The following is a 20,094-nucleotide window of genomic DNA, read 5'->3' as shown; positions in this document are numbered from 1 at the left end:
CGTTACGGTCTCAGATTGCGATGTCTTGAACCCGGGGTGACGATCAGGGACGTGATCGAGTCCCGAGCAAGAGCCGAGCGTCCGCACGATCCCGGCACCCGCGCTTCCGGGGGCTGGGTCATCGTGGCCTTCGCCGGCCTCGTCGGCATCGTCGTGGCGGCCACCTCACAGGCCGCCAGCGCGACGGTCGTCGGGCCGGCCGAGCCGCGGCCGTCCGTGTCGCCGCGCCTGTCGGCCGCCACGCAGGCCGAGCTCATGTCCGACATCCTGCCCGCGTCGCCGCCGATCACCCTCACGGACCCCGTGACCGACGGCGCGGGCGCGCTCACCGACGCCGAGCGCCAGGACGTCCTGGCCGCCGTCGAGCGGCTCGCCACGGAGTCCGACCTGCGCATGTTCGTCGTCTACATCGAGAGCTTCGACGGCACCGACCCCGTGGACTGGGCCAACGCGAGCGCGAACCAGTCCGGGCTCGGGACCGACGACCTGCTCCTCGCGATCGCGACCGTCGACCACGAGTTCGGCCTGTCCGCGGACACCAACGTGCCGCTCACGGACGGCCAGCTCGGACAGATCGACGACGCCGTCGCGTCCGCCGTCGAGGACGAGCGGTGGGCCCCCGCCGCCACCGACGCCGCGGACTCGGTCCGCAAGGGGGTCGCGAGCACCACCAGCCCGCTCCTCGTGGTGGGCATCGCCGTGGCGGCGATCCTCGTCCTGGCCGCCCTCGGCTACGTGCTGTGGCGGTTCGCCGCGCCCCGGCTCCGCCCGCTCCTCGCCCAGCTCAGGGACCGCACCCCGGTGGCCGGCGGGCCGGCACCGGACGCCTTCGCGGACCTCACGCTCGACGAGCTCGACGAGCGTGCCGAGGCGGCCCTGGTGGGCATCGACGACGCCCTGAAGACGTGCGAGCAGGAGCTCGGCTTCGCCCGCTCCGAGCTGGGCGCCGACGCGACGCGGGACTTCGAGCTGATCCTCGAGGGCGCCGCCGCCGACGTCCGCGAGGCGTTCGCGGTGCGGCAGACCGTGGACACGGAGCCCCGGGCCACCGCGCCCGAGGACCCCGAGCCCACGGACGCCGCGTCCGGCGACGGCGAGTCCGGCGACGCCGCGCCCGGCACCGCGGAGGACCCGGTGCGTCGTGCCCGCCTCGCCCGGATCATCGCACTCTGCGAGGCCGCGGCCGACACGCTCGACGCGCGCACCCGCGCCTTCGACGACCTGCGCCGCCTGCAGCAGCGCGCCCCGGAGCTGCTGGCCGACGTCGTCGCCCGCGAGGCCGAGGTCGCCCAGCGCGTCGCCACCGCGCGCGGCCTCCTGACGCAGCTCTCCCGGCGCTACCCGACGGGCCCGCTGGCCACCGTGGTGGGCAACCCGGAGCAGGCGGAGCTGCTGATCGCCAACGCCAAGGAGGCCGTGGCCGCCGGGAACTCGGCCCTGGCCGCCGGCCAGAAGGTCGTCGCCGTGGCGCACGCGCGGGGCGCGCAGAACGCCCTGGGGCAGGCCGTCATGCTGCTCGACGCCGTTGACGCGACCGCGCTGCACCTCCGCGAGGCCGTCGGCCGGCTCGACAAGTCGATCGCGTCGCTCACCCAGGACGTGGTCTCGGCCAAGGCGATCGAGGGCGACCTCCGGGTCACCCTCGCGCGCGCCGCGGCCCAGGCCTCGCTCAAGAACGTCGAGGTGACGCGCGAGGGCGGCGACCCGCTCGCCGGCCTGCAGCGCATCGCCGCGGCGGAGGCCTCCCTCGACGCCGCCCTGGCGTCCACCCGCGACCACACCGAGGTCAAGGCCCGGGCGTCCGCGCTGCTGCGCGACACGCTCCGCCGCGTCGACGCGCAGCTGCGTCAGACCGGCGACTTCATCGCGACCCGCCGCGGGGCCGTCGGCGCCGCGGCCCGCACCCGGCTCGCGGAGGCGGTCCGGCTGGCCGACGTCGCCCGCGCGCTCCACCCGACCGACCCCACCGCGGCCCTGAACGAGGCGCAGGAGGCGAGCGCGCTGGTGCGGGAGGCGACGCGCCTGGCCCGCCAGGACGCGGACGCCGTCGTCGCGGCCGCCGCCGAGGTCGAGCCCGACGCCGGCGGGGACGACGCGAACGGGCCGATCAGCGGCGGCATGATGCTCGGTGGCATCCTGCTCGACCCGCACCTGGTGCGCTCCCGCAAGCGCGCCCGCACGACCCGCATCGGGGGCGGGTTCGGCGGGGGCGGGTTCGGCGGCGGACGCCCGGCGGCGCACCGCAAGCTGGGCACGGTGCGGGCCTGGTGGCCGGCGTCGGCGAGGTAGCCGACCCGCACGAAACCGCCGGACAGGGTGGGCGAAAGGTCGGGAAAACGGTAGTTTGGGCTGCCGGCAAACCGGCTCTCGCCGTTCACACGGATCACCCCTCCGGAGTACACGTTGAAGAAGCTCGCCCTGCCCACAGCACTGCTCCTCGCCCCGCTGCTCGCGTCCTGCGGCACGGGCACCGCCGCGGACGACGCGGCCTCTGCGGGGCCGCCGCCCGGCGTGGGCGGCGAGGTGCACTGGTCGTACGAGGGCGCGGAGGGGCCGGCGGAATGGGGGCACCTGTCCGCCGACTTCGAGGCGTGCTCCGCCGGTGACGCGCAGTCGCCCATCGATCTGCCCGCCCACGCCGACCAGGAGGCGACCGACCACCCGACGATCATGTCGTCCCCGACGGTCGGCGAGTCGGTCGACACGGGTCACACCGTCCAGCTCGTGCCCGAGAGCGGGGCGTCGACGATCGAGTGGGACGGCGCCGAGTTCACCCTGGCCCAGACGCACTTCCACGTTCCGTCGGAGCACACCGTCGAGGGCGAGGCGATGGACGCGGAGTTCCACCTGGTCCACACCGCCCCGGACGGCCGCACCCTCGTGATCGGCGTCCTCGCCGAGGAGGGCGCGGAGAACACGGCCTGGCAGCCGTTCGTCGAGGGCGCGGCGACGCCGGGCACCTCCGATCTGCCGCTCGACGTCGCGGCGATGCTGCCGACGGACCCCACCTACGAGGCGTACGAGGGCAGCCTGACGACGCCGCCGTGCACCGAGGGCGTCCAGTGGGTCGTCTACGCGACGCCGGTGGAGCTGTCGGCCGAGCAGATCGCGGTGCTCGACGAGGCGTCGCACGGGCACAACGCGCGACCCACGCTGCCCCAGGGCGACCGCACCCCTTACGAGGGCACGCTCGCTCTGAGCAGGTAGCCGCACGGGCTGCGCGCGGCGCCCCGAGCCGATGGCCCGGGGCGCCGCGCCGGCTACAGGTAGCGCAGCGGGTCGAACTCCTCGATCGGGATGATGCGGACACGCGGCAGCATGGTGGTGAAGGCGTCGGCGTCGGCCTCGAGGTCGTACATGACCAGGCCGCGCTGCTCCAGGTCCGTGAACCGGGCGTTGACGAACTCGCGGAAGCCCAGCAGGCCGACGCGGCGGTCGTCGTCGGCCAGCAGGGCCTCGATCTGGGGCAGGAAGTCGCCGTCGTGGCTCGCGAGCAGCACGTCGCCCGGACGGTCCAGGAGCGCGTCGAGGGTGCGCTGGATACCGACGTCGACGACCTTCTCCGAGCCCTGCGCGGCCAGCGGGATGGGCTTGTAGCCCATGGCGAGCAGCGCCTGCACGAACGGCATCGGCATCTGGCCGGAGGTCGCGTTCAGGAAGAACAGCGGCACGACCTCCTGCGACCAGACCTTCTCCGCGAACGCGGAGATACGGTCCCAGCGCGGGCGCTCCTCGGGTGCCGGACGGCGGTTCAGCACGTTCATGCCGAGCGTGGCGTCGATGTTCTCACCGTCGACGATGAGATACGTGCGCCGGGGCAACTGCCCGGACTCCTGCGGGGACGGTGCTGACATGCGACACAGCCTAGGCGGTGCGCGCCGAATCGCGGAGCCGAAGCCCGCGCGACGGGGACGGCGGACACCGGGAGCGGAAGCCCGGGGGAATTCCCGGGCGAAACTCAGGCAGCCTTCAGGAACCAGCCGCACACTGGAAACATGGCTACTCCTGAGGCGCGTCTGGTCGTCGTGGACGACGAACCGAACATCCGCGAGCTCCTGTCCACGTCCCTGCGCTTCGCGGGCTTCGAGGTCCATGCCGCCGCGGACGGCAACGGCGCCCTCCAGCTCGTCCGCGACGTCGAGCCGGACCTCGTGGTGCTCGACGTGATGCTCCCCGACATGGACGGCTTCACCGTGACGCGCCGCATGCGCGCGACCGGCCGGCACACCCCCGTCGTCTTCCTCACCGCGAAGGACGACACGCAGGACAAGGTGCAGGGCCTCACCGTGGGCGGCGACGACTACGTGACCAAGCCGTTCAGCCTGGAGGAGGTCGTGGCCCGGATCCGCGCGGTGCTGCGCCGCACGGGCGTGCCCGCCCCCGAGGAGGAGGCCGTGCTGCACGTGGGCGACCTCGAGATGGACGAGGACTCGCACGAGGTGCGCCGGGCCGGCGTCGAGGTCGACCTGTCGCCCACGGAGTTCAAGCTGCTGCGCTACCTGATGCTCAACTCCGGCCGGGTCCTGTCCAAGGCGCAGATCCTGGACCACGTGTGGCAGTACGACTGGGGCGGCGACGCGAACATCGTCGAGTCCTACATCTCCTACCTGCGGCGCAAGATCGACACGCTCGAGGTCGAGGGCGAGCCACTGCCCCCGCTGATCCACACCAAGCGCGGCGTCGGGTACCTGCTGCGCGCCCCGCAGCCCGTCCGTGCTTAGGGAGCGCCTCGCCGGTATCCCTCTGCGCGCCAGGCTCGTCGCGATCATCTCGCTGCTGCTGGCGGCGGGGCTGGGCATCGCCGGCATCGCCACGACCACGGTGGTGTCGGGCTTCCTGGTCCAGCAGGTGGACGACGAGCTGCACACGGCCGCGCTCGACCCGATCGGCATCATCCAGTCCACCTCCGGCCAGGCCCTGCCGAGCGACTACTACGTGCTCATCGAGAACGAGAGCGGCAAGCAGACCCAGCTCGGCAACTCCGCGATCACCCGGTTCGGCACGCCCGAGCTGCCGACGGTGACGTACGAGGAGGCTGTCGCCAGCGGCGGCGAGCCGTTCACCGCCGCCGGGGCCACCGGCACCGGCGACACGGGCGACGGCGGCACCGGCGACGGCGGCACCGGCGACGGCTCCGGACCGGACACCGGCACCGAGAGCTGGCGCGTCATCACGCTGGGCGCGACCTACCCGAGCGGCGAGCGCGCCACCGTCTACGTGGCACTGCCGCTGGTGGGCATGGACAAGACCGTCTCGATCCTGACCCGCACGCTGATCATGTCGGGCCTGGGCATCGTGCTGCTCGGCGGGCTCACGGCCTGGCTGCTCGTGGAGCGGTCGCTCCGCTCGCTGCGGTCCGTGGAGCACACGGCCGCGCAGATCGCGGCGGGCGACCTGACACTGCGCGTCCCCGAGGCGCCCGCCGGCACCGAGATGGGCTCGCTGGCGGCGTCGCTCAACGCGATGCTGACGCAGATCGAGCGCGCCTTCGCCGCTCAGGAGGCCTCCGAGGTGCGCATGCGGCAGTTCGTCTCGGACGCCTCGCACGAGCTGCGCACACCCGTCGCGACGATCCGCGGCTACGGCGAGCTGTACCGGATGGGCGCCCTGGACAGCTCGGACAAGGTCGACGACACGATGTTCCGCATCGAGGACGCCGCCCGCCGCATGGGCACGCTGGTCAACGACCTGCTGGTGCTCGCGCGCCTCGACGAGGGGCGCCCGGTCGCACGCGAGGACGTCGACCTGGTCGCCCTCGCGCGGGACTCCGCCCAGGACCTGCACGCGCTGGACCCGACGCGCGACGTCACCGTGGTGCCCCTCGCCCCGGACGCCGGTCCGGACGATCCTGCGGGGCAGGTCCCCGACAAGCTCGTCGTGGAGGGCGACGGCGACCGCCTGCGGCAGGTCCTGACCAACCTCATCGGCAACGTCGCGCGGCACACGCCGTCGGGCACGCCCGCCGAGATCGCGCTGGGGGTGCTCCCGGGCTCGCCGGGCGCGAACCGCGCCGCGCAGAACGGCGAGAAAGTGGCCCCGGGCGCCGACGCCCCGGCAGCGGGCCGCAGCGCCGTCCTCGAGGTGCGCGACCACGGCCCCGGCCTCACCGAGGAGCAGGGCCGGCGGATCTTCGAGCGGTTCTACCGCGCGGACTCGTCCCGTACCCGGGAGTCGGGCGGCGGCTCGGGGCTGGGCATGGCGATCGTCGCGGCGATCGTGGGCACGCACGGCGGGCACGTCGAGGTGGGGCAGACCCCCGGCGGCGGCCTCACGGTCCGGCTCACGCTGCCCCTCTGACACGACCGGAGCCGAACCGTGATCACGATCCCGTGACGGTGGTAGCCGCCACTGACCGTTTCGGTAATAGGCTGGTCGTGGAGTGACCGACATCGACCGTTAGGCAGAGTTCACATGGGCGTGCTGACGTCTGACGCGCCGCAGTGGTTCCTCAAGTCCTTCGTCCGCAGTGCGGTGGGCGCGGGGGCCACGGCGGACACCGAGGCGATCGAGGCGATCGGCCAGTCGCTCCTCGACCGATGGGCCGACGAGAACCGGCACTTCCACAACCTGCGCCACCTGGCCTCCGTGCTGCACCGCGTGGACGAGCTGGCCGAGGAGACGCACGAGCCGGACCTGGTGCGTCTCGCCGCCTGGTACCACGGCGCGGTGTTCAACGCCGAGCGCAAGATGGCCGACGCCTCGCAGGGCGGCGAGCAGACCACGGCCTCCGCGGCCCTCGCGGACAAGGAGCTGACCGAGCTCGGCGTGCCCGTGCGAGCGGCGGACCGGGTCGCCGCCCTGGTCAACGCCATCGTGCGGCACGCGCCCGACCCCGCGGACTTCGACGCCGCGGTGCTCAACGACGCCGACCTCGCGATGCTCGCTGCCGAGCCGCAGCGGTACAAGGACTACAAGTCCGCGGTGCGCGCCGAGTACGCGCACATCCCCGCCGAGGACTACCTCCGGGCCCGGATCCGCGTGATCGAGCGGCTGCTCGCGCGCAAGTCGCTCTTCCTGAGCCCCATGGGCGCCGCGTGGGAGGAGCCCGCGCGGCAGAACCTCGACATGGAGCTGCACCGGCTGCGCAAGGAGCAGGCGAAGCTCGACCTGGGCTGACGCCGCCCGCGACCGACCCTCCGGACGGCCGCGCGGCGATTCGAGCACGACCACACCCCCGGCATCCACAGGCCTGTGCACAGGCCGCCCCGTGACCGCCCCGCCGTCGGCGATCCCGCGCCTACGGTCGGTGCAGGACGCCGGACGGGCCGGCGTGCGGGAGGTGATGACCATGCGGTTCGAGGTCGACAGCGACCAGGTGGAGCAGGCGAGCGCGGCGGTAGCGGGCTCGGTGGCCACGGTGCGCACCGAGGTGGGGGCGCTCATGCGCAACCTCGACGCGCTGCAGGCGAGCTGGCAGGGACCGGCCGCTGCGGCGTTCGGCGGTACGGTCGCGCAGTGGCGGGGCGCGCAGGCGCAGGTCGAGGGCGCGCTCGACGCGATCCAGGCCGCGCTGGCCGCCGCGGCCCGCACCTACGCGGAGGCGGAGGCGGCCGCGACGCGCATGTTCTCCTGAGGCCGCGGGCTCTTCCGAGACCCGGCCGGAAAAGGCCGACGCCGGCCGGTCACCCTCCGCGTGAGAGGTTGACCGACCGGCGTCGGACAGGTTCCCGGGCCGAAGCCCGAGGGGGTCAGGCTGGACTCAGAAGTCCATGCCGCCCATGCCACCGGTCGGGTCGCCGGCCGGGGCCCCGACGGGCTCCGGCTTGTCGGCGACGACGGCCTCGGTGGTGAGGAACAGCGCGGCGATCGACGCGGCGTTCTGCAGCGCGGAACGGGTCACCTTGACCGGGTCGTTGACGCCCGCGGCGAGCAGGTCCTCGTACACGCCGGTCGCGGCGTTCAGGCCGTGGCCCGAGGGAAGGTTGCGCACCTTCTCCGCCACGACGCCGCCCTCGAGGCCGGCGTTCACGGCGATCTGCTTCAGCGGGGCGTCGATCGCGGCACGCACGATCGCGGCACCGGTCGCCTCGTCACCCTCGAGCTCGAGCTTGGCGAACGCAACGGCACCGGCCTGGATGAGGGCCACGCCACCACCGGCGACGATGCCCTCCTCGACGGCAGCCTTCGCGTTGCGGACGGCGTCCTCGATGCGGTGCTTGCGCTCCTTGAGCTCCACCTCGGTGGCCGCGCCGGCCTTGATGACGGCCACGCCGCCGGCCAGCTTGGCGAGGCGCTCCTGCAGCTTCTCGCGGTCGTAGTCCGAGTCGGACTTGTCGATCTCGCTGCGGATCTGGTTGACGCGACCGGCGATGAGGTCGGCGTCGCCGGCACCCTCGACGATCGTGGTCTCGTCCTTGGTGACGACGACCTTGCGCGCCTGGCCGAGCTCCTCCAGCGTGGCGTTCTCCAGCTTGAGGCCGACGGTCTCGGTGATGACCTGGCCACCGGTCAGGATCGCGATGTCCTGCAGCATGGCCTTGCGGCGGTCGCCGAAGCCCGGGGCCTTGACGGCAACGGACTTGAAGGTGCCACGGATCTTGTTCAGCACCAGGGTCGCCAGGGCCTCGCCCTCGACGTCCTCGGCGATGATGAGGAGCGACTTGCCCGACTTCATGACCTGGTCGAGCAGCGGCAGCATGTCCTTGACGTTCGAGATCTTCGACTCGACGATCAGGACGTACGGGTCCTCGAGCACGGCCTCCTGGCGCTCGGGGTCCGTCTCGAAGTAGCGGGCCAGGAAGCCCTTGTCGAAGCGCATGCCCTCGGTGAGCTCGAGCTCGAGGCCGAAGGTGTTCGACTCCTCGACGGTGATGACGCCTTCCTTGCCCACCTTGTCGAGGGCCTCGGCGATGAGCTCGCCGATCGCCGGGTCGCCAGCCGAGATCGCGGCCGTGGCGGCGATCTCTTCCTTGGTCTCGATCTCCTTGGCGGCGTTCAGCAGCTGCTCGGTGACGGCCTCGGTGGCCTTCTCGATGCCGCGCTTGACGGCGATCGGGTTGGCACCGGCGGCAACGACACGCAGGCCCTCCTTCACGAGCGCCTGGGCGAGCACGGTGGCGGTGGTGGTGCCGTCACCCGCGACGTCGTCCGTCTTCTTGGCGACCTCCTTGACGAGCTCCGCGCCGATCCGCTCGTAGGGGTCCTCGAGCTCGATCTCCTTGGCGATGGAGACACCGTCGTTGGTGATCGTGGGGGCGCCCCACTTCTTGTCCAGAACGACGTTGCGACCCTTCGGGCCGAGCGTGACCTTCACCGTGTCGGCGAGCTGGTTGAGCCCGCGCTCCATGCTCCGACGAGCAACCTCGTCGAAAGCGATGATCTTGGCCATGGGGATGAATCCTCCGCTGGTGGCTTGTCCAGGCCGGCCGGTGCCCGCGACGGACGGCAACCGCCCCGACGACCATGTCTCGCCGCGGCAGGAGGCCTCACCATTCGACCCTGCTGTCACTCTCCAACGGAGAGTGCTAAGACATTATTGGCACTCGGACCTTGAGAGTGCAAGGCGCGTACACCGCGGGCGAACGCGGGGCGCCTACCCCGGCGCCAGCCCCGGCACGTGGCGGACGTCGAACTCCCGCAGCAGCGCCCGGCGCGCGGCGTGCCACCCGCCCATGCCGTGCACGCCCGGGCCAGGCGGGGTCGACGCCGAGCAGAGGTACACCCCCTCGGCGACCTGGTACGGGTCGGGGGCGAGGGTCGGCCGCGCGATCATCTGCCACATGCTCGCGGCGCCCGCGGAGATGTCGCCGCCCGGATAGTTCTGGTTGTGCCGCTGCATCTGATCGGCGGGGATGCACCGCGCGCCGACGACGACGTCGCGGAAGCCGGGCGCGAAACGCTCGATCTGCCGCGTGACCGCCTCGGTGACGTCGTGCGTCGAGCCGGCGGGTACGTGGGCGTAGGTCCACAGCGGCCGCGTGGCGCCGCGCACCCGGCCGGGATCGGCGACGCCCGGATCGCTGAGCAGGACCATCGGATGGTCGGGATGCACACCGTTCGCGACGGCGTCCTCCGCGATCACCATCTCCGCGCGGGACCCACCCACGTGCACGGTCGACGCACGCCCGACGTCGGGCGCAGCCCACGGGACCGGACCCGACAGGACGAAGTCGACCTTGGCCGCCGCGTTGCCGTACTTGAACCTGCGCAGCGCGGCGCGCCGCGCGACCCCGATCCGGTCCCCCATGACCCGGAGCACCGTGGTCGGCGTGGTGTCGAAGAGCACGGCCCGGGCGGGCGGGAGGTCCGTCCAGTCGTCGACCGGACGGCCGGTCTCGACGGTGCCGCCGTGCACGTGAAGGTCTCGGACCAGGGCGTCGGTGATGGCCTGCGAACCGCCCACCGGGACGGCCCAGCCGCCGTCGGCGTGCGCGAGGGCCGCGAGGAGCAGGGCCGTACCCGCCCCCGCGTAGGACGGGAGGGGCGTGATGGCGTGCGCCGCGACGCCGGTGAGCAGGGCCTTCGCCTCCTCGGTGAGGAACCGCCGTTCCCAGCGCGGGCCGCCCTGCTCGAGGAGCGCCGCGCCGAACCGCAGGCCCGGCCGGACCAGGGAGGTCAGGCCCCACGTCTCCGACGCGTGCGCGCCGTGGTCGCGCACGCCCTCCAGCATGCCGCGCACGGTCCGCTTGTCCCCCAGCGCGAGCGCAGTCACCTGCCGCCAGCTCTCGGCGAGCGGTCCGATCAGGTCACGCCAGGCGTCGCCGTCGGGCCCGAGGCCGTCGGCCGTGCGGGTCAGGTCGCGCCACGCGATGCCCGCGCGGTCGCCGCCGAGCGGCTGGGCGTAGGCGACGTCGGGCGCGACGAGCTCGACGCCGTGCGCCGGCAGGTCGAAGGCCCGGAAGAACGGCGAGGCCCAGGCCATGGGGTGCACGGCGGAGCAGAGGTCGAAGAGCAGGTCGCCGGCGAGCTCGGGAACCGGGAGCGTGCGCGCGCCGCCGCCGATCGTGGGCTGGGCCTCCAGGACCCGGACCCCCAGCCCCGCGCGGGCGAGCGTCACCGCGGCCGCCAGGCCGTTCGGCCCGGAGCCGACCACCACCGCGTCGAGGAGCGTCACGCCCTCATCGAATCATGGGTGCTCGCCGGCAGGGGGCGCCGGGCGAGAACCAGAGCGAGCAGCCGCGGTACGGGGCGGCTGCTCGGTGGCGTCGGGCATCGTCGTCCGACATCGTGCGATACCGGTCGTCGTCGACCGTCCAGTGCGGACGCCGGGGTCTGGGTCCCAGCATCCTCGGGGGGTGGCGGGCGACGGGTGGGTAGCTCCCACCCGTCGTCCCATCGAGTCAGACTGGACGAACCTGCTCTGCCTGCGGACCCTTCTGTCCCTGCCCCACCTCGTACTCGACTTCCTGACCCTCGTCGAGGGACCGGTAGCCATCGCTCTGGATCGCACTGTAGTGAACAAAAAGGTCCTGGCCGCCGGCAGTCGGGGTGATGAACCCATACCCCTTCTCGGCGTTGAACCACTTGACGGTGCCCTGGGCCATGCGTAGTTCTCCTTGTACCTCTGCACGGGCCATGCGGTCGACCCGTGGTGGTTCGAGCGTAGTGGTCCGTCTCACACCAGGGAAGCCTCAATGCCCGGTATGCGGCATTAAGCGCATGGCGAACGCCCAGGTCAGAGGGCTGCAAACGGCCGCTTGTCAAGGAATATCAACGTGGTGGTACGGGCTGGTAAACCTAGCCGAAGGTCAGCCCATCGTCGCTGGCCGGGTCACGACGGCGACCCACACGGCCTCCGGCGAGTCCGAGACCGCCGCCGACTCGACCATGTTCGCCTCCGGGATGCCGAGCAGCGCCGCGATGTAGGCGGCCGTCTCCGCACGGTTGGCGCCGTAGAGAACGGTGTTCTCCGTGTAGGTCGCGCCGTCCGGGGTCTGCGGCTCCTCGCGCAGCGCCGCGCCGGCCACGTCCTGCCCCGTCAGGTACTCGGCGGTCTCGCCGGCGAGCCCCGCCTCCTGCCCGACGTTGTAGACGGCCACCTGGGCAGTCAGGTCCGCGCCGGCCTTCAGCGCCGCGGGGTCGGCAGCGCCACCGGTCTCCCCCGACGGCTCACCGCTGGGCTCGCCCGACGGCTCACCCGACGCCGAGGCCGAGGCCGACGGCGATGCCGGGGCGGATGCCGAGGTCGACGGGTCGCCCGACGCCTCCGCCGGGTCGCCGTCGCCGGAGAGCAGTGTGATGCCGCCCCACGCCACGGCGGCGCAGACTACGGCGACCAGCAGGAACGGCCAGGCCGAGCTCCAACCGCTGCGCGGTGCACGGTGCACACCCACTGGTGCGCCCCCGGGGACAGCGACGTCGAACTCGTCGGGCGGGTAGGGGTAGCCACTCTTCGTCACGGCAGAGAGAGTAGCGGGTTGTTGTGACGGATCGGTGCCTTCTCAGTGGTTCTCATCCGCCAGACGGCGTGCAGATCGTGCTCGCTGCCGGGTCGACCGGAGTCTGCGCAGGCGCTTGACCAGCATCGGGTCGTGCTCCAGGGCGGCCGGGGAGTCGATCAGCGTATTGAGAACCTGGTAATACCGCGTGGCCGTCAGACCGAACAGCTCCCGCGCCGCCTCCTCCTTGGCGCCGGCGTACTTCCACCACTGGCGCTCGAACGCGAGGATCTCGCGGTCCCGGTCGGAGAGCCCCTGCTGCGCGCCCGCGACGGCGGGGGCCTCGACGTGGGCGACCAGCGTCTCGCCGGTCCCCCCGAGGGTCGGAGGAACTGTCCTGTCGTTCACCTGAGTCCTTTTCACGTTGTCTGCACGCCGGACGTCCGCCGGCGCCAAGGGGCGGCCCGCGATCGTTACGGCAGGCGCCAGTCGACCGGCTGGGCGCCCTGCTGCTCGAGGAGCGCGTTGGCCCGCGAGAACGGCTTGGACCCGAAGAAGCCGCTGCGCGCCGACAGCGGCGACGGGTGCGCGCTCTCGACCACGGGGACGTCCCCCAGCCACGCCTTGAGGTTGCGCGCCTTCGCCCCCCACAGGATCGCCACGAGGGGCCCGCCACGGGCCACCAGCGCGCGGATGGCGGCCTCCGTGACCTCCTCCCAGCCCTTGCCCGCGTGCGAGTCGGAGGAGCCGGGGCGGCAGGTCAGCGTCCTGTTCAGCAGCATGACGCCCTGGTCGGCCCAGGGCCGGAGGTCACCGTTCGACGGGAGCGGCAGGCCGAGGTCCTCCTGCAGCTCCTTGTAGATGTTGACCAGCGAGCGCGGGACCGGCCGCACGTCCGGCTGCACCGAGAAGGACAGGCCCATGGCGTGCCCCGGCGTCGGGTACGGGTCCTGGCCCACGATCAGCACGCGCACGTCCGCGAGCGGACGCTTGAACGCGGCGAGCACGTTCTCCCCCGCCGGGACGTAGGTGCGCCCCTCGGCGACCTCGTTGCGCAGGAAGTCGCCCATCGCATGGATGCGGGGCTCGACGTCAGCCAGCGCCTCGGCCCAGTCCGGCGCGATGACCTGCGACAACGGGGGCCGGCCAGCGGCAGCGGCGGCGTCGGCAGGGGGTGTCGGGTTCACGATGGTCTCCACGTTCAGGAGGTTACCGGCACCCTCCGACACTGACGCCCTGTGCTGCCCGACACACCTACTTGTGACGACTCCTCACGGGTGTTGGCGCGAGAATGAGCACCGTGAGCGCGACGACGACCCCAGAACCGGAAGGTCCCTCCACCTCTCCCTCCGCGACCGCCCCCGTCCGCTGGACGCGGTACATCGCCATGGGCGACTCCTTCTCGGAGGGCCTGTGGGACCCCTATCCCGACGCCCCGGACGTACAACGCGGCTGGGCGGACAACCTCGCCGCCTTGCTCTCCGCCCGCCGCATCGCTGCCGGCGAGGCGCCGCTCGAGTACGCGAACCTCGCGATCCGGGGCCGCAAGCTGCGCCCGATCGTCGCCGAGCAGCTCGGGGTCACCCTCGACGCCCAGCCCGACCTCGTCTCCCTGGTCGCGGGCGGCAACGACATCCTGCGCGCCACGGCCGACATCGACGCGATCTCGGCCGCGCTGGAGGACGCCGTCGCCACACTCCGCGCCACCGGCGCCGACGTGCTGATGGGCACCGGCTTCAAGGCGGGCGCCGCGCTGAGCTGGACCAACGGCCGGGTCGGCATCTTCAACGCGAACGTCTGGTCCATCGCCCGCCGCCACGGCGCGCACGTCGTGGACCTGTGGGGCATGCGCTCCCTGGCCGACCTGCGGGTCTGGTCCTCTGACCGCATCCACCTCACCCCCGAGGGGCACCAGCGGGTGGCGAACGCGGCCCTGGTCGCGCTGGGCCTGGAGCCGGACGACGCCGCCTACGACGTGCCGCTCGACGCCGCCCCGCCCGCGGCCTTCCGCGAGACGGCGCGCGCCAACGCCGCCTGGATGCGCCAGCACGTGGGCCCCTGGGTCAAGCGGCGCCTGACAGGCACCTCCAGCGGCGACGGGCGCACCGCCAAGTGGCCGACGCCGGGGGCCTGGCCGCGCGCGTAGGACCCCCACCCGGCCCTACACTTCGAGGGTGAATCTCAGAGGCTCCCCGGTGCTCGCGCCGGGGAGCCTCTGACGTCTCCGCAACCCTGCCCTGGCCGCGTAACTTAACCTTCTAGATGGTACATTTACAACCATGACGATGAGCCCTCCGCGCACTGCGGGCACGTCCCAGCTGAGCACCGGACGACGCTGGACGCTCCTGGTCACCGTGGGCACCGGCCTGCTGCTGATCACGCTGGACAACTCGATCCTGTACACGGCGCTGCCGACCCTCACGCGCGAGCTCGACGCGAGCTGGAGCGAGAGCCTGTGGATCATCAACGCCTACCCGCTTGTGATGACCGGGCTCCTGCTCGGTTCGGGCACGCTGGGCGACCGGTTCGGGCACCGGCGGATGTTCGTGTCCGGCCTCGTGGTGTTCGGGCTCGCCTCCTTCCTGGCCGCGACCGCGCCCACGCCCGAGGTGCTGATCGCCGCGCGCGGGCTGCTCGCCGTCGGCGCCGCCGCGATGATGCCGGCCACGCTGGCCCTGATCCGGGTGGCCTTCGTCAACGAGCGCGAGCGCAACATCGCCATCAGCGTGTGGGGCAGCCTGTCCGTCGTAGGCGGCGCCCTGGGACCGATCGTCGGCGGTGTGCTGCTGGAGCACTTCGCCTGGGGCTCGATCTTCCTGATCAACGTGCCGGTGGTCCTGCTGGCCGTGATCGTCGGGCTCGCCGTCGCGCCGGAGGACGACCCGCACCCCGCGACCCGGTGGGACTTCGTCTCGTCGGTCCAGGCCCTGGTCACGCTGGTCGGGCTCGTGGTCCTGATCAAGGAGGTCGCCCGCGCCGACCGGTCCGGGACCGTCGTCCTCGGGGCAGCCGCCGTGACCGTCGTGGGCTGGTGGGTCTTCGTCCGCCGGCAGCGACGGCTGCCGTTCCCGCTGCTCGACCTGTCGATCTTCCGCAACGCCGCGTTCTCGTCCGGGGTGCTGGCGGCGGCGATCGCGATGTTCGCCATGGGCGGCCTGCAGCTCGCCACGACGCAGCGGTTCCAGCTCGTGGCCGGGTTCACCCCGCTGGAGTCCGGGCTCCTGGTTGCCGCGATCGCCCTCGGCTCGCTGCCGTCCTCGCTCCTGGCCGGGGCGTTCCTCCACGTGGTGGGCCTGCGGGTGCTGATCGGCGGCGGCCTGGCCGTGGGCGCCGTCGGCGTGGGCGGCACGCTGTACGGCGTGCAGCACGGGACCGAGTGGCTGCTGCTCGCGGGCCTGCTGGTGACGGGCCTCGGGCTGGGGGCGGCGATGTCGGTGGCCTCCACGGCGATCATCGGGAACGTGCCGGCCCGCCGGGCCGGCATGGGCTCCTCCGTGGAGGAGGTCTCCTACGAGTTCGGCAGCCTGGCCGCCGTGGCCCTGCTCGGCTCGCTGCTGACCACCATCTACACCGCGACGGTCCGCCTGCCCGAGGGCGCCCCCGTCGAGGCGGGCCGGTCGATGTCCGACGCCGTGACCGCCCCGGGCACCGGCCCCGAGGTGCTCGCCGCCGCGTCCCAGGCGTTCGGGAACAGCTACTTCGTGGTCATGGTGGTCTGCGCCGCGGTCCTGGCGCTCGGCGCTATCGTCACCACAGTGCTGCTCCGCGCCTACGGGCCGGGATCGGCATCCTCCGCCTACGGTTCGGGACACTGAACCGCACCCACCGCGACGCAGCCCCGCAGGAGACCCCGTGCGACCGAGCAACCGCGACCGCATCCTCGAATCCGCCGTGCGCCTGGTCCAGCGCGAGGGCGTCACGGCCGTGACGTTCGACTCCGTGGCGGCCGAGGCGGAGCTGACACGCGGCGGGATCATGTACCACTTCCCGTCCCGGGAGGGCCTGCTCGTCGCCATCCACGAGCACCTGGCCGCGCGGTGGGAGGCCACGCTGGAGGCCGACGCCGGCCGTCCGGCGGACCAGCTCACCCCCGACGAGCGGCTGGCCGCCTACATCCGCGTGAGCGCCCAGGCCGCGACCCGGGCGGAGCTGCAGCTCATGCTGGAGGCCGCGACGCGTCCGGAGTGGGCGGGCCCGTGGAGCGTGGTGCTGGAGCGGTGGGCGCCCGTGCCCGACGACGCCGAGGCCGACCCTGCCTCGATGTCGCTGCTGGTGGCGCGCCTCGCCGCCGACGGGCTGTGGATGTTCGAGTCGCTCACCTACCGGTCGATGCCCGATGCCCAGCGCCGCGCGGTCGCGGAGCACCTGGTGCGCGCCGTGGCGGGGGCTCCCGGGGCCTGAGCGGGGTCTGGAGCTCACCCCGAGAAGGCGGGGAACACAGGCGCCCGCGACGCCGCGGCGGCCGGCCAGCGCAGCGTCAGCGCCTCGCCGAGCGACCGGAGCCACCCGGTGAGCGCCGTCAGGCCTCCGGCACGCTCCGTCAGGCGCGCGCAGGTCTCGACCTGGTGCACGATCTGCCCCCGACGCCGCCGGGCGTCCGCCCGCGCCTGATCCGGCCGGGCGATCAGCGGCAGCCGGACGAGCCTGCCGAGCAGCGCGACGACGGCGCCGTCGGCGAGCACCTGGTCGTGGTCGGCGGCCAGCAGGTCCGCGCCGTTCGCGATCAGCGCCGCGCGGTACGCCGCGTCGGCGGCCTCGACGGTTTCCGGCGGCAACACGCCCCACGGACTGCTGTGGTGCGGGAACGGGTAGTGCAGGAAGCACGCGTCGATCCCGGTGTGTCCGATGCGGGATCCCTCGAAGTCGATCAGCCGGGCGCCGTCGCCGGTGACCAGCACGTTCGTCGGGTTCAGGTCCAGGTGCACGAGCGCCGTGCCTGGCCCGCGCGCGGCCACGCGGCCGAGCAGGCGCAGCACCGCCGTCCGCGCCGGTCGCCCCGCGGGCAGCCGGAGATCCGCGCACTGCCGCTCGACGCGCTCCCAGTGGTCCGCGCCGAAGTCGTAGAGCGCCCCGCTCGTCACGTCGGACGAGAACCCGTCGAGGGCCTCCCGGTGCGCGGCATCGCTACCGGTCGTGGTCGCATGCAGGCGCCCGACGGCGGTCGCCGTGTCGACGAGGGCGGCCGTCGCGGCGCGCGGGTCGTCGCCCAGGAGCTGGTCCTGGAGGGTCGGCCAGGTGCCGAGGTCCTCCTGGAGCAGGAACCCCGCGCCGTCGTCGGCGTGCAGCAGCCTCGGGGCGACACCGCTCCGCGCCGCCGTCCGCAACCCGGCCGCCTCGCGGCGGAGGTAGGGCGGACCGCCGTGCCCCTCCCCCGGCACCCGGAGGTGCTTGACGATCACGGATGCCCCGCCCCCCGGCAGGTCGCGGTCGAGCCGGAGGCGCGTGACCGGGGCCCAGTCGTGACCGACGTGCTGCTCGTCGACAACCGCGACGGCGCCGCCCGCGACCCGGGACAGGGCTGCGGTCACCGCCGCACGGCGGTCCTCGGTCAGGGGGTGTGCGAGCACCCGCTCAGGAGCTCTCGACGCGGGACAGGAGCTCGTCCAGGAAGCCGCAGGCCTCGGCGACGGCCCGGTCCGGATCCTGCTGCGCGACGGCGTCGACCAGCCCCTCGTGGCCGATCTCGGGCACGTGCTCCGCGCCGGGCGTGATGGTGGACGTCGCGGCGACGCTCGCCGTGACGACCTCCGTCAGCCCGAGGTAGAGCTCCGTCAGCAGCCCGTTGTGCCCGGCCCGGACGACCGCCCGATGGAACTCGGCGTCCGTCCGCGCGAAGTCCTCCCAACGCGCCTCGGCCAGCTCGGTCGCGCGGCGGGCGAGCAGGGCGCGCAGCTCGGCGACGTCGTCCTCCGTCCGCTCCGTGGCGGCGAGCCGGGCGCCCTCGACCTCGAGGGTGCGCCGCACCTGCAGCACCTCCCGGAGCTCCGAACCGGCAAGTCGGCGGATCGCACCGGAGACCTCGCTCGTGGCGCGCACGTACGTGCCGTCACCCTGACGGACCTCCAGCAGGCCCGTGTGCGCGAGCGCGCGCACGGCCTCACGGACGGTGTTGCGGCCGACGCCGAGCTGCTCGCTGAGCTCGGGTTCGGTGGGGATGCGCTCGCCGACGGGCCATTCGCCCTCTCGGACCGCGGTCCGCAGCTGCTCGATGACCTGGTCGACGAGGCCGGCCCGGTGAGTGGTGGCCAAAGGCACAGCGAATTCCTTTCATCCAATCATCCTACGTATGCCAGGGTAGCGGTCATGCACGTCGACCACCATGAATCCGGCCTGGAACCCGAGCTGAACGGCGCCGTGGAGACGCGGACGCCGGGTGTGGTGGCCGCCGGAGTGCTGCTCGCGGTCGCCGTGGTGCTCGTCGCCCTCAACCTGCGCCCGGCCATCACCGGCGTCGGCCCGATGCTCGAGGAGATGCGCGTCGACCTGGGCGTCTCCGCGGTCTGGGCAGGCGTGCTCACGACGTTGCCGACGCTGTGCTTCGCCGGCGCGGGCCTCGTCGCGCCCCTGCTCGCCCTCCGGGCCGGGATCGGCGCCGCCATCTCGATCGCGCTGACCACGCTCGCCGCCGGGCTCGTGCTGCGTGTGCTCGACGGCCCGGCCGTGGTGCTCGGAGGCACGCTGGTCGCCACCGCCGGGATCGCCCTGGTCAACGTGCTGATCCCCGTCGTCATCAAGGACTCCTTCCCGGCGCGTATCGGCGTCATGACCGGCGTCTACACCGCTGCCCTGCAGGGCGGCGGCGCCCTCGGGTCGGCGGTGACGCCGCAGCTCGGCGACGTGTTCGGCGGCTGGCGCCCGGCGCTGGGCGCGTGGACGGTCCTGGCCGTCGTCGCGCTGCTGGCGTGGCTCCTCGCCGCCCGTGGCACCGGCCGGACGCCGCGGCACGTCGAGGCAGTCGATGGCGGCCGCTCGCTGCTGCGCAACCGGCTGGCCTGGATCGTCACCGGCTTCTTCGGCCTCCAGGCCTTCTACGCCTACGCCGCCATGGGCTGGTTCCCGCAGGTGCTGATGGACGCCGGCGTGCCGCGCGACGAGGCCGGGCTGCTGATGGGCCTGGTCTCGCTGATGGCCGTGCCGATCAGCCTGTTCGTCGCCCCGCTGGCCGCGCGCGGGCGCGGGCAGGGCGGGTGGATCATCACGCTCAGCGTCCTGGGTATCGCCGGGACGGCCGGGCTGATGCTGGCCCCGGCCTGGTCGCCACTGCTGTGGAGCCTGCTGGCCGGCCTCGGGATGAGCGTGTTCTCCCTCGCCCTGACCGTGATCGCGCTGCGCGCGCGGACCGGTGCCGACACCGCGCGGCTGTCCGGGATGGCACAGGGCTTCGGGTACCTCTTCGCCGCGCTCGGGCCGTTCCTGTTCGGTCTGCTGCACGACGTCACGGGCGGCTGGCCCATTCCGCTGGCCATGCTCCTTGCGGTGCTGCTGGCCCAGATGGTCTTCGGCGCGCTCGCCGGCCGCCGCCGGTTCGTCTGACCCTGGACAAAGCAGGCCCGGGATCGTTGGGATCCCGGGCCGCTGGAGCCGCCTGTCGGGTTCGAACCGACGACCTTCCGCTTACAAGGCGGGAGCTCTACCAGCTGAGCTAAGGCGGCGGGCGGGGACCAGCCTAACGGTTCCTCCCGCCGGAGTCCGAGTCGAGTCCGCGCGCGTCGCCGAGACACCGCGCGAGACAGAGCGGCGGGGTCCCGGACCGCGGTCCGGGACCCCGCCGTCGACT

At 73.1% G+C, this 20,094-nt stretch carries 19 protein-coding genes and 1 tRNA gene; 10 read left to right on the top strand and 10 right to left on the bottom strand.

What is annotated here, in order from left to right; genetic code table 11:
• Positions 1–51 precede the first annotated feature (51 nt).
• Both ACIPN7_RS15275 and ACIPN7_RS15270 read left to right on the top strand, forming a co-directional pair.
• Complete coding sequence (locus tag ACIPN7_RS15275; RefSeq protein WP_400543573.1) at positions 52–2,289, top strand: TPM domain-containing protein; 2,238 nt, start codon at positions 52–54, stop codon at positions 2,287–2,289.
• 114 nt (positions 2,290–2,403) lie between these two features.
• Positions 2,404–3,207: a carbonic anhydrase gene (locus ACIPN7_RS15270; RefSeq protein WP_400543570.1), complete on the top strand. Its 804-nt coding sequence runs from the start codon at positions 2,404–2,406 to the stop codon at positions 3,205–3,207.
• 53 nt (positions 3,208–3,260) lie between these two features.
• On the opposite strand, the gene ACIPN7_RS15265 is transcribed toward ACIPN7_RS15270, so the two are convergent.
• Positions 3,261–3,854 (bottom strand): NYN domain-containing protein, encoded by a 594-nt coding sequence (locus ACIPN7_RS15265; RefSeq protein WP_400543567.1) that lies wholly within the window; start codon positions 3,852–3,854, stop codon positions 3,261–3,263.
• A 141-nt stretch (positions 3,855–3,995) separates the two neighbouring features.
• On the opposite strand from ACIPN7_RS15265, the gene ACIPN7_RS15260 reads away from it, so the two are divergent.
• The 4 genes from ACIPN7_RS15260 to ACIPN7_RS15245 all read left to right on the top strand — a co-directional run bounded on the left by ACIPN7_RS15260 (position 3,996) and on the right by ACIPN7_RS15245 (position 7,573).
• Positions 3,996–4,721, top strand: coding sequence for a response regulator transcription factor (locus tag ACIPN7_RS15260; RefSeq protein ID WP_400543564.1), 726 nt, complete (start codon positions 3,996–3,998; stop codon positions 4,719–4,721).
• Positions 4,714–6,297 (top strand): ATP-binding protein, encoded by a 1,584-nt coding sequence (locus ACIPN7_RS15255; RefSeq protein WP_400543561.1) that lies wholly within the window; start codon positions 4,714–4,716, stop codon positions 6,295–6,297. The genes ACIPN7_RS15260 and ACIPN7_RS15255 overlap by 8 nt, the downstream gene beginning before the upstream one ends.
• Before the next feature lie 114 nt (positions 6,298–6,411).
• Positions 6,412–7,116: a hypothetical protein gene (locus ACIPN7_RS15250; protein WP_400543559.1), complete on the top strand. Its 705-nt coding sequence runs from the start codon at positions 6,412–6,414 to the stop codon at positions 7,114–7,116.
• Between the two features lie 91 nt (positions 7,117–7,207).
• Positions 7,208–7,573 carry a WXG100 family type VII secretion target gene (locus ACIPN7_RS15245; RefSeq protein ID WP_400543556.1) on the top strand — a complete coding sequence of 122 codons (366 nt, stop codon included), beginning with the start codon at positions 7,208–7,210 and terminating at the stop codon, positions 7,571–7,573.
• A 126-nt stretch (positions 7,574–7,699) separates the two neighbouring features.
• On the opposite strand, the gene groL is transcribed toward ACIPN7_RS15245, so the two are convergent.
• The 6 genes from groL to ACIPN7_RS15215 form a co-directional block, all read right to left on the bottom strand.
• Positions 7,700–9,328, bottom strand: a complete 1,629-nt coding sequence (gene groL / locus ACIPN7_RS15240) for a chaperonin GroEL (protein WP_400543553.1) — start codon at positions 9,326–9,328, stop codon at positions 7,700–7,702.
• Between the two features lie 204 nt (positions 9,329–9,532).
• Positions 9,533–11,053 (bottom strand): phytoene desaturase family protein, encoded by a 1,521-nt coding sequence (locus tag ACIPN7_RS15235; protein ID WP_400543550.1) that lies wholly within the window; start codon positions 11,051–11,053, stop codon positions 9,533–9,535.
• A gap of 226 nt (positions 11,054–11,279) precedes the next feature.
• Positions 11,280–11,483 (bottom strand): cold-shock protein, encoded by a 204-nt coding sequence (locus tag ACIPN7_RS15230; RefSeq protein ID WP_020017272.1) that lies wholly within the window; start codon positions 11,481–11,483, stop codon positions 11,280–11,282.
• Positions 11,484–11,687: 204 nt separating this feature from the next.
• Positions 11,688–12,338 carry a LytR C-terminal domain-containing protein gene (locus ACIPN7_RS15225; protein WP_400543546.1) on the bottom strand — a complete coding sequence of 217 codons (651 nt, stop codon included), beginning with the start codon at positions 12,336–12,338 and terminating at the stop codon, positions 11,688–11,690.
• A 42-nt stretch (positions 12,339–12,380) separates the two neighbouring features.
• Positions 12,381–12,677: a DUF3263 domain-containing protein gene (locus tag ACIPN7_RS15220; RefSeq protein ID WP_400544390.1), complete on the bottom strand. Its 297-nt coding sequence runs from the start codon at positions 12,675–12,677 to the stop codon at positions 12,381–12,383.
• A gap of 113 nt (positions 12,678–12,790) precedes the next feature.
• Positions 12,791–13,507 carry a uracil-DNA glycosylase gene (locus tag ACIPN7_RS15215; RefSeq protein WP_400544388.1) on the bottom strand — a complete coding sequence of 239 codons (717 nt, stop codon included), beginning with the start codon at positions 13,505–13,507 and terminating at the stop codon, positions 12,791–12,793.
• Positions 13,508–13,608: 101 nt separating this feature from the next.
• On the opposite strand from ACIPN7_RS15215, the gene ACIPN7_RS15210 reads away from it, so the two are divergent.
• The 3 genes from ACIPN7_RS15210 (at position 13,609) to ACIPN7_RS15200 (ending at position 16,718) form a co-directional block, all read left to right on the top strand.
• Entirely contained in the window at positions 13,609–14,463 is an 855-nt protein-coding gene (locus tag ACIPN7_RS15210) for an SGNH/GDSL hydrolase family protein (RefSeq protein WP_400543544.1), read from the top strand.
• A gap of 133 nt (positions 14,464–14,596) precedes the next feature.
• On the top strand, positions 14,597–16,132 hold the full coding sequence (locus tag ACIPN7_RS15205; RefSeq protein WP_400543541.1) for an MFS transporter: 1,536 nt from the start codon (positions 14,597–14,599) through the stop codon (positions 16,130–16,132).
• A 37-nt stretch (positions 16,133–16,169) separates the two neighbouring features.
• Entirely contained in the window at positions 16,170–16,718 is a 549-nt protein-coding gene (locus ACIPN7_RS15200) for a TetR/AcrR family transcriptional regulator (protein ID WP_400543538.1), read from the top strand.
• A 14-nt stretch (positions 16,719–16,732) separates the two neighbouring features.
• On the opposite strand, the gene ACIPN7_RS15195 is transcribed toward ACIPN7_RS15200, so the two are convergent.
• Entirely contained in the window at positions 16,733–17,884 is a 1,152-nt protein-coding gene (locus tag ACIPN7_RS15195; RefSeq protein ID WP_400543535.1) for a phosphotransferase family protein, read from the bottom strand.
• A gap of 4 nt (positions 17,885–17,888) precedes the next feature.
• Positions 17,889–18,572, bottom strand: coding sequence for a FadR/GntR family transcriptional regulator (locus ACIPN7_RS15190; RefSeq protein WP_400543532.1), 684 nt, complete (start codon positions 18,570–18,572; stop codon positions 17,889–17,891).
• A 48-nt stretch (positions 18,573–18,620) separates the two neighbouring features.
• Between ACIPN7_RS15190 and ACIPN7_RS15185 the strand changes: the two genes are divergently transcribed.
• The gene (locus ACIPN7_RS15185; RefSeq protein ID WP_400543529.1) at positions 18,621–19,850 is read left to right on the top strand and encodes a CynX/NimT family MFS transporter; all 1,230 of its coding nucleotides are present in this window, start codon (positions 18,621–18,623) and stop codon (positions 19,848–19,850) included.
• 43 nt (positions 19,851–19,893) lie between these two features.
• Here ACIPN7_RS15185 and ACIPN7_RS15180 read toward each other — a convergent pair.
• Positions 19,894–19,969, bottom strand: a tRNA-Thr gene (locus ACIPN7_RS15180).
• Positions 19,970–20,094 lie beyond the last annotated feature (125 nt).

It is taken from the genome of Promicromonospora sp. NPDC090134 (genome assembly GCF_044746965.1).
In the GTDB taxonomy this organism is placed as follows: domain Bacteria; phylum Actinomycetota; class Actinomycetes; order Actinomycetales; family Cellulomonadaceae; genus Promicromonospora.
This window is presented reverse-complemented; position numbering and strand designations above follow the sequence as displayed.